This is a genomic window from Mesorhizobium sp. M2A.F.Ca.ET.037.01.1.1 (assembly GCF_003998075.1).
Taxonomy (GTDB): Bacteria; Pseudomonadota; Alphaproteobacteria; order Rhizobiales; family Rhizobiaceae; genus Mesorhizobium.
Map to the genome: position 1 here is coordinate 1 of NZ_RZSA01000293.1, position 6,720 is coordinate 6,720.

The 6,720-nt window shown below is 62.8% G+C and carries 7 protein-coding genes; all 7 read left to right on the plus strand.

The features are described 5' to 3' along the window. Positions 1-520 (plus strand): molybdopterin-dependent oxidoreductase (locus EOA27_RS16245; RefSeq protein ID WP_145970372.1); only part of this gene is annotated, 520 nt, incomplete at its 5' end. A 2-nt stretch (positions 521-522) separates the two neighbouring features. After that, positions 523-1,566 carry an NADH-quinone oxidoreductase subunit NuoH gene (gene nuoH / locus EOA27_RS16250; RefSeq protein WP_126082113.1) on the plus strand — a complete coding sequence of 348 codons (1,044 nt, stop codon included), beginning with the start codon at positions 523-525 and terminating at the stop codon, positions 1,564-1,566. Then, on the plus strand, positions 1,566-2,057 hold the full coding sequence (gene nuoI, locus EOA27_RS16255; protein WP_042643165.1) for an NADH-quinone oxidoreductase subunit NuoI: 492 nt from the start codon (positions 1,566-1,568) through the stop codon (positions 2,055-2,057). Before nuoH ends, nuoI begins: the two co-directional genes overlap by 1 nt. Positions 2,058-2,286: 229 nt before the next feature. Beyond that, the gene (locus EOA27_RS16260; RefSeq protein ID WP_126082114.1) at positions 2,287-2,907 is read left to right on the plus strand and encodes an NADH-quinone oxidoreductase subunit J; all 621 of its coding nucleotides are present in this window, start codon (positions 2,287-2,289) and stop codon (positions 2,905-2,907) included. Position 2,908: 1 nt separating this feature from the next. Then, positions 2,909-3,217, plus strand: a complete 309-nt coding sequence (nuoK, locus tag EOA27_RS16265) for an NADH-quinone oxidoreductase subunit NuoK (RefSeq protein ID WP_040982022.1) — start codon at positions 2,909-2,911, stop codon at positions 3,215-3,217. An 11-nt stretch (positions 3,218-3,228) separates the two neighbouring features. Continuing rightward, on the plus strand, positions 3,229-5,202 hold the full coding sequence (gene nuoL, locus EOA27_RS16270; RefSeq protein ID WP_126082115.1) for an NADH-quinone oxidoreductase subunit L: 1,974 nt from the start codon (positions 3,229-3,231) through the stop codon (positions 5,200-5,202). Further along, on the plus strand, positions 5,202-6,707 hold the full coding sequence (locus tag EOA27_RS16275; RefSeq protein WP_126082116.1) for an NADH-quinone oxidoreductase subunit M: 1,506 nt from the start codon (positions 5,202-5,204) through the stop codon (positions 6,705-6,707). Before nuoL ends, EOA27_RS16275 begins: the two co-directional genes overlap by 1 nt. The last annotated feature ends 13 nt before the right edge of the window (positions 6,708-6,720 follow it).

The window sequence follows — 6,720 nt, forward strand, 5'->3', positions numbered from 1 at the left end:
CGTGCTCTTCCTGCTCGGCGCCGACGAAATCGACATGGCCAGGACCGGCGGCGCCTTCGTCGTCTATGTCGGCACGCATGGCGATGCCGGCGCGCATCGCGCCAACGTCATCCTGCCGGCCGCCGCCTACACCGAAAAGTCCGGCACCTATGTGAACACGGAAGGCCGTGTGCAGCAGACCAATCGCGCCGGTTTCGCTCCGGGCGAGGCGCGCGAGGACTGGGCGATTCTCAGGGCGCTGTCGGATGTGCTCGGCAAGAAGCTGCCCTTCGATTCGCTGGCGCAGCTGCGCGCCAAGCTCTATGGCGAATTCCCGCATCTCGCCCGCATCGACCAGGTGCAGGCCGGCAGCGGCGACGATATCGCCAAGGTGGCGAAGCTCGGCGGCCGTTTGAACAAGGGCACCTTCACCTCGGCGGTGAAGGACTTCTACCTGACCAACCCGATAGCGCGGGCATCGGCCGTGATGGCTGAATGCTCGGCGCTGGCCAAGAGCGGCTTCAAGCAGGCGGCGGAATAAGCATGGACACTTTCCTCTCGATTTACGTGCTGCCGGCGCTGCTGATCCTTCTGAAGTCGGTCGTGCTGATCGTCGTGCTTTTGATCGGCGTCGCCTACCTGCTCTATGCCGACCGCAAGATCTGGGCGGCGGTGCAATTGCGTCGCGGCCCGAACGTCGTCGGTCCGTGGGGTACGCTGCAGGCCTTCGCCGACCTTTTAAAATTCGTCTTCAAGGAGCCGGTGATCCCGTCGGGCGCCAACAAAGGCGTGTTCCTTCTGGCGCCGCTGGTGTCGGCGGTACTGGCGATCTCGGCCTGGGCGGTCATTCCGGTCAATGACGGCTGGGCGATCGCCAACATCAATGTCGGCATCCTCTATGTCTTCGCCATCTCCTCGCTCGAGGTTTATGGCGTGATCATGGGCGGTTGGGCGTCCAACTCGAAATACCCGTTCCTCGGCGCGCTGCGCTCGGCCGCGCAGATGGTGTCCTACGAAGTCTCGATCGGCTTCGTCATCGTCACCGTGCTGCTCTGCGTCGGCTCGCTGAACCTCTCCGACATCGTCATGTCGCAGCAGGACGGCCTCGGCACCAAGCTCGGCCTGCCCAACACCTTCCTCGACTGGCATTGGCTGTCGCTGCTGCCGATGTTCGTGGTGTTCTTCATCTCCGCGCTCGCCGAGACCAACCGCCCGCCTTTCGACCTTGTGGAAGCGGAATCGGAACTCGTCGCCGGCCACATGGTTGAATATTCGTCGACGCCGTTCCTGCTCTTCTTCCTCGGCGAGTATGTCGCCGTCGTCCTGATGTGCGCGCTGGCGACCATCCTGTTCCTCGGCGGCTGGCTGCCGCCGTTCAATTTCGCGCCCTTCACCTGGATACCGGGTGTGATCTGGTTCGTGCTGAAGATCTGCCTGATGTTCTTCATGTTCTCGATGGTGAAGGCTTTCGTGCCGCGCTACCGCTACGACCAGCTGATGCGGCTGGGCTGGAAAGTCTTCCTGCCGATCTCGCTGTTCATGGTCGTCGCCACCGCGGCCTTCCTCAAGATCACGGGGTTTGCGTGATGTCCGCTCTGGCCCAGGCCGCAAAATCGCTGCTGCTGAAGGATTTCGTCAGCGCCTTCTTCCTGTCGATGCGCCAGTTCTTCGCGCCGAAGGAAACCATCAACTATCCGCATGAGAAGGGGCCGACCAGCCCGCGCTTCCGCGGCGAACATGCGCTGCGCCGCTATCCGAACGGCGAGGAACGCTGCATCGCCTGCAAGCTGTGCGAGGCGATCTGCCCGGCGCAGGCCATCACCATCGAGGCGGGCCCGCGCCGCAACGACGGCACGCGCCGCACCGTGCGCTACGACATCGACATGGTGAAGTGCATCTATTGCGGCTTCTGCCAGGAAGCCTGCCCGGTCGACGCCATCGTCGAAGGGCCGAATTTCGAGTTCGCGACCGAGACGCGCGAGGAGCTTTACTACAACAAGGAAAAGCTGCTCGCGAACGGCGATCGCTGGGAGCGGGAGCTGGCGCGCAACATCGCGCTGGACTCGCCGTATAGGTGATTAGCGTGCTTCTCCCCGTTCACGGGGAGAAGATGCCGGCAGGCAGATGAGGGGCGGCGCCAGCTTCTGGAAACTTGGCGTTACCCCTCATCCGGCCCTTCGGGCCACCTTCTCCCCGTAAACAGGGAGAAGGAACAAGAAAGTGGACGGCGCAACGTCGTCCGTCTAAGGAACACGCGGTTTCGAACCGGAGGCGGGTCGGAGTCGAAATTGGAACCCGGGGGAACCCATGCTGACTGGACTAGAGGCGGCCTTTTTCTACCTCTTCGCCTTTATCGCCGTGGCGTCGGCCTTCATGGTCATTTCGTCGCGCAACCCCGTGCATTCGGTGCTGTTCCTGATCCTGACCTTCTTCAACGCCGCGGGCCTCTTCATGCTGACCGGCGCCGAGTTCCTGGCGATGATCCTGCTGGTCGTCTATGTCGGCGCGGTGATGGTGCTGTTCCTGTTCGTCGTCATGATGCTCGACGTCGACTTCGCCGAGATGAAGCAGGGCGCCCTGCAATACGCGCCGATCGGCGCGCTGGTCGGGCTGATCCTGGCGGCGGAGCTGATCATCGTGCTCGGCGGCTACACATTCGCGCCGCAGCTGGCCTCGACGGTCGCCAAGGCGACGCCGGATCTCGCCACGCGCTCCAACACGGCGGCGCTCGGCGACATCCTTTACACGGACTACCTCTATTATTTCCAGATTTCCGGCCTGGTGCTGCTGGTCGCCATGATCGGCGCCATCGTGCTGACGCTGCGCCACAAGCCGGGCGTCAAGCGGCAGTCGATCGCCGCGCAGGTCGGTCGCACGCCGGCGACAGGCATGGAAATCCGCAAGGTCAAAACGGGCGAGGGCATCTGAGATGGTCGTCGGCATTGCACATTACCTGACCGTATCGGCGATCCTGTTCACGCTCGGCGTGTTCGGCATCTTCCTGAACCGCCGCAACATCATCGTCATCTTGATGTCGGTCGAGCTCATCCTGCTCGCGGTCAACATCAATTTCGTCGCGTTCTCGGCGGCGCTGCATGACCTCGTCGGACAGGTGTTCGCCCTGTTCGTGCTGACGGTCGCGGCCGCTGAAGCCGCGATCGGTCTTGCCATTCTTGTCGTCTTCTTCCGCAACCGCGGCTCGATCGCGGTCGAAGACGTGAGCGCGATGAAGGGTTGACGGGAACCACCATGTATCAGGCTATCGTCTTCCTTCCGCTGCTCGGCTTCCTGATTGTCGGCCTGTTCGGCAATTCGCTCGGCGCCAAGGCTTCCGAATACATCACCTCCGGCTTCCTGGTGATCGCGGCTATCCTGTCCTGGATCGCCTTCTTCACCGTCGGCTTCGGCAATGGCGAGGTGTTCACCGTGCCGGTGCTGCGCTGGATCCAGTCAGGCGGCATCGACGCCTCCTGGGCGCTCAGGATCGACACGCTGACGGTGGTGATGCTGGTCGTCGTCAACACGGTGTCGGCGCTGGTTCACATCTATTCGATCGGCTACATGCACCACGATCCGAACCGGCCGCGCTTCTTCGCCTATCTGTCGCTGTTCACCTTCGCGATGCTGATGCTGGTGACCGCCGACAACCTCATCCAGATGTTCTTCGGCTGGGAAGGCGTCGGTCTCGCTTCCTACCTGCTGATCGGCTTCTGGTACAAGAAGCCGTCGGCCAACGCCGCCGCCATCAAGGCCTTCGTCGTCAACCGTGTCGGCGACTTCGGCTTCGCGCTCGGCATCTTCGGCGTGTTCGTGCTGTTCGGCTCGGTCAATCTGAGCACCGTGTTTGCCAATGCGGCGTCATTCCTGCCGGCCGAAGGCGCGCCTGCCGGCGCCGCCGTGCTGACTTTCCTCGGCCATGCGCTCGACAAGCAGACGGCGCTGACCGTGGTCTGCCTGCTGCTCTTCATGGGCGCCATGGGCAAGTCGGCGCAGGTGCCGCTGCACACCTGGCTGCCGGACGCCATGGAAGGCCCGACGCCGGTCTCGGCGCTCATCCACGCGGCGACCATGGTGACCGCCGGCGTGTTCATGCTGGCCAGGCTGTCCCCGCTGTTCGAGCTGTCGCACTCGGCGCTGACCGTCGTCACCTTCATCGGCGCCTTCACCGCCTTCTTCGCGGCGACCGTCGGCCTCGTCCAGAACGACATCAAGCGCGTCATCGCCTATTCGACCTGCTCGCAGCTCGGCTATATGTTCGTGGCGCTCGGCGTCGGCGCCTATGGCGCGGCGATCTTCCATCTGTTCACGCACGCCTTCTTCAAGGCACTGCTGTTCCTCGGCTCCGGCTCGGTCATCCACGCGGTGTCCGACGAGCAGGACATGCGCAAGATGGGCGGGCTGCGCAAGCTGATCCCGACCACCTACTGGATGATGATTGTCGGCACGCTGGCGCTGACCGGCGTCGGCATCCCGGCAACGGTGATCGGCACCGCCGGTTTCTTCTCCAAGGACGCAATCATCGCGACCTCCTTCGCCAGCCACAATGCGGTCGCCGGCTTTGCCTTCATCCTGCTGGTGGTCGCCGCCTGCTTCACCAGCTTCTATTCGTGGCGCCTGATCTTCATGACCTTCCACGGCGAGCCGCGCGCCAGCCACGAGGTCATGCATCATGTCCATGAATCGCCGCCGGTGATGCTGGTGCCGCTCTATGTTCTGGCGGCCGGCGCGCTGTTCGCGGGCATCATCTTCCACGGCGCCTTCATCGGCGAGGGCTATGCCGAATTCTGGAAGGCGTCACTGTTCACGCTGCCGGACAACCATATCCTGCACGAGATCCACGAGCTGCCGCTCTGGGTGGAACTGGCGCCATTCGTGGCCATGGTGATCGGCCTGCTGGTTGCCTGGAAGTTCTATATCCGCTCGCCGGAACTGCCTCGCAGCGTCGCCGCCAACCACCGCCTGCTCTACGCCTTCCTGCTCAACAAGTGGTACTTCGACGAGCTCTACGACATCCTGTTCGTTCAGCCGGCCAAGCGCCTCGGCAGGTTCCTGTGGAAGACCGGTGACGGCACGATCATCGACGGGCTCGGCCCCGACGGCATCTCGGCGCGCGTCGTCGACGTCACCAACCGCGTCGTCAAGCTACAGACCGGCTACCTCTACCACTATGCTTTCGCCATGCTGATCGGCGTGGCCGCTCTCGTCACCTGGATGATGCTCTGATGACCGACTGGCCAATCCTCTCGCTGGTCACCTTCCTGCCGCTGGTTGGTGTTCTCTTCATTCTGCCGATCAGCGACGACAGCGAAAACGCGCGCCGCAACATCCGCGGCATCGCGCTTGCGACGACAACTTTCACCTTCCTGGTGTCGCTGTTCATCTGGAAGGGCTTCGACAATTCGCAGGCCGGCTTCCAGTTCGTCGAGAAATACGCCTGGCTGGATTCGGGCATTTCCTACCACATGGGCGTCGACGGCATCTCGATGCTGTTCGTCATCCTGACGACGTTCCTGATGCCGCTTTCCATCCTCGCCTCCTGGGAAGCGATCGAGAAGCGGGTCAAGGCCTATATGATCGCCTTCCTGATCCTCGAGACGCTGATGATCGGCGTGTTCTGCGCGCTCGACATCGTGTTGTTCTACGTCTTCTTCGAGGCCGGCCTGATCCCGATGTTCATCATCATCGGCGTCTGGGGCGGCAAGCGGCGCGTCTATGCCTCGTTCAAGTTCTTCCTCTACACGCTCGCCGGTTCGGTGCTGATGCTGCTCGCCATCATGGTGATGTTCTTCCAGTCGGGCACCACGGATATCCCGACACTGCTGACGCATCAGTTCCCGGCCAACATGCAGACCTGGCTGTGGCTGGCCTTCTTCGCGTCCTTCGCGGTGAAGATGCCGATGTGGCCGGTGCACACCTGGCTGCCTGATGCCCACGTGGAGGCGCCGACGGCGGGCTCGGTCATCCTGGCAGCCATCCTCTTGAAGATGGGCGGGTACGGCTTCCTGCGCTTCTCGCTGCCGATGTTCCCGGAAGCGTCGGCGATGTTCGCGCCGCTGGTGTTCACGCTCTCCGTCGTCGCCATCATCTACACCTCGCTGGTGGCGCTGATGCAGGAGGACATGAAGAAGCTGATCGCCTATTCGTCGGTCGCCCATATGGGCTTCGTGACCATGGGCATCTTCGCCATGAACCAGGAAGGCGTGCAGGGCGCGATCTTCCAGATGCTCAGCCACGGCCTCGTGTCGGGCGCGCTGTTCCTGTGCGTCGGCGTCATCTACGACCGCATGCATACGCGCGAGATCGACGCCTATGGCGGCCTCGTCAACAACATGCCGAAATATGCCACCGTCTTCATGATCTTTACCATGGCCAATGTCGGCCTGCCGGGCACCAGCGGCTTCATCGGCGAGTTCCTGACCATGCTCGGTGTGTTCAAGGTCAACACCTGGGTGGCGTTCTTCGCCGCGACCGGCGTCATCCTGTCGGCGGCTTACGCGCTTTGGCTGTATCGACGCGTGATCTTCGGCGCGCTGACCAAGGACAGCCTGAAGAACCTGCTCGATCTTTCGCCGCGCGAGAAGGCGATCATCTACCCGCTAGTGGTGCTGGTCATCTTCTTCGGCGTTTATCCGGCGCCGGTGTTCGACGCGACGGCCCAATCGGTCAAGGCGCTCGTCACCAACGTCACCGCATCCATCAATTCCGCGCAGACCGCGGCGGCGAACTGACCGGGGAATAGAC

Bases quoted from the DNA above. Each gene is read 5' to 3' on its own strand.
- nuoH (WP_126082113.1), top strand. From the start codon at position 523: ATGGACACTTTCCTCTCGATTTACGTGCTGCCGGCGCTGCTGATCCTT.
- nuoI (WP_042643165.1), top strand. From the start codon at position 1,566: ATGTCCGCTCTGGCCCAGGCCGCAAAATCGCTGCTGCTGAAGGATTTC.
- EOA27_RS16260 (WP_126082114.1), top strand. From the start codon at position 2,287: ATGCTGACTGGACTAGAGGCGGCCTTTTTCTACCTCTTCGCCTTTATC.
- nuoK (WP_040982022.1), top strand. From the start codon at position 2,909: ATGGTCGTCGGCATTGCACATTACCTGACCGTATCGGCGATCCTGTTC.
- nuoL (WP_126082115.1), top strand. From the start codon at position 3,229: ATGTATCAGGCTATCGTCTTCCTTCCGCTGCTCGGCTTCCTGATTGTC.
- EOA27_RS16275 (WP_126082116.1), top strand. From the start codon at position 5,202: ATGACCGACTGGCCAATCCTCTCGCTGGTCACCTTCCTGCCGCTGGTT.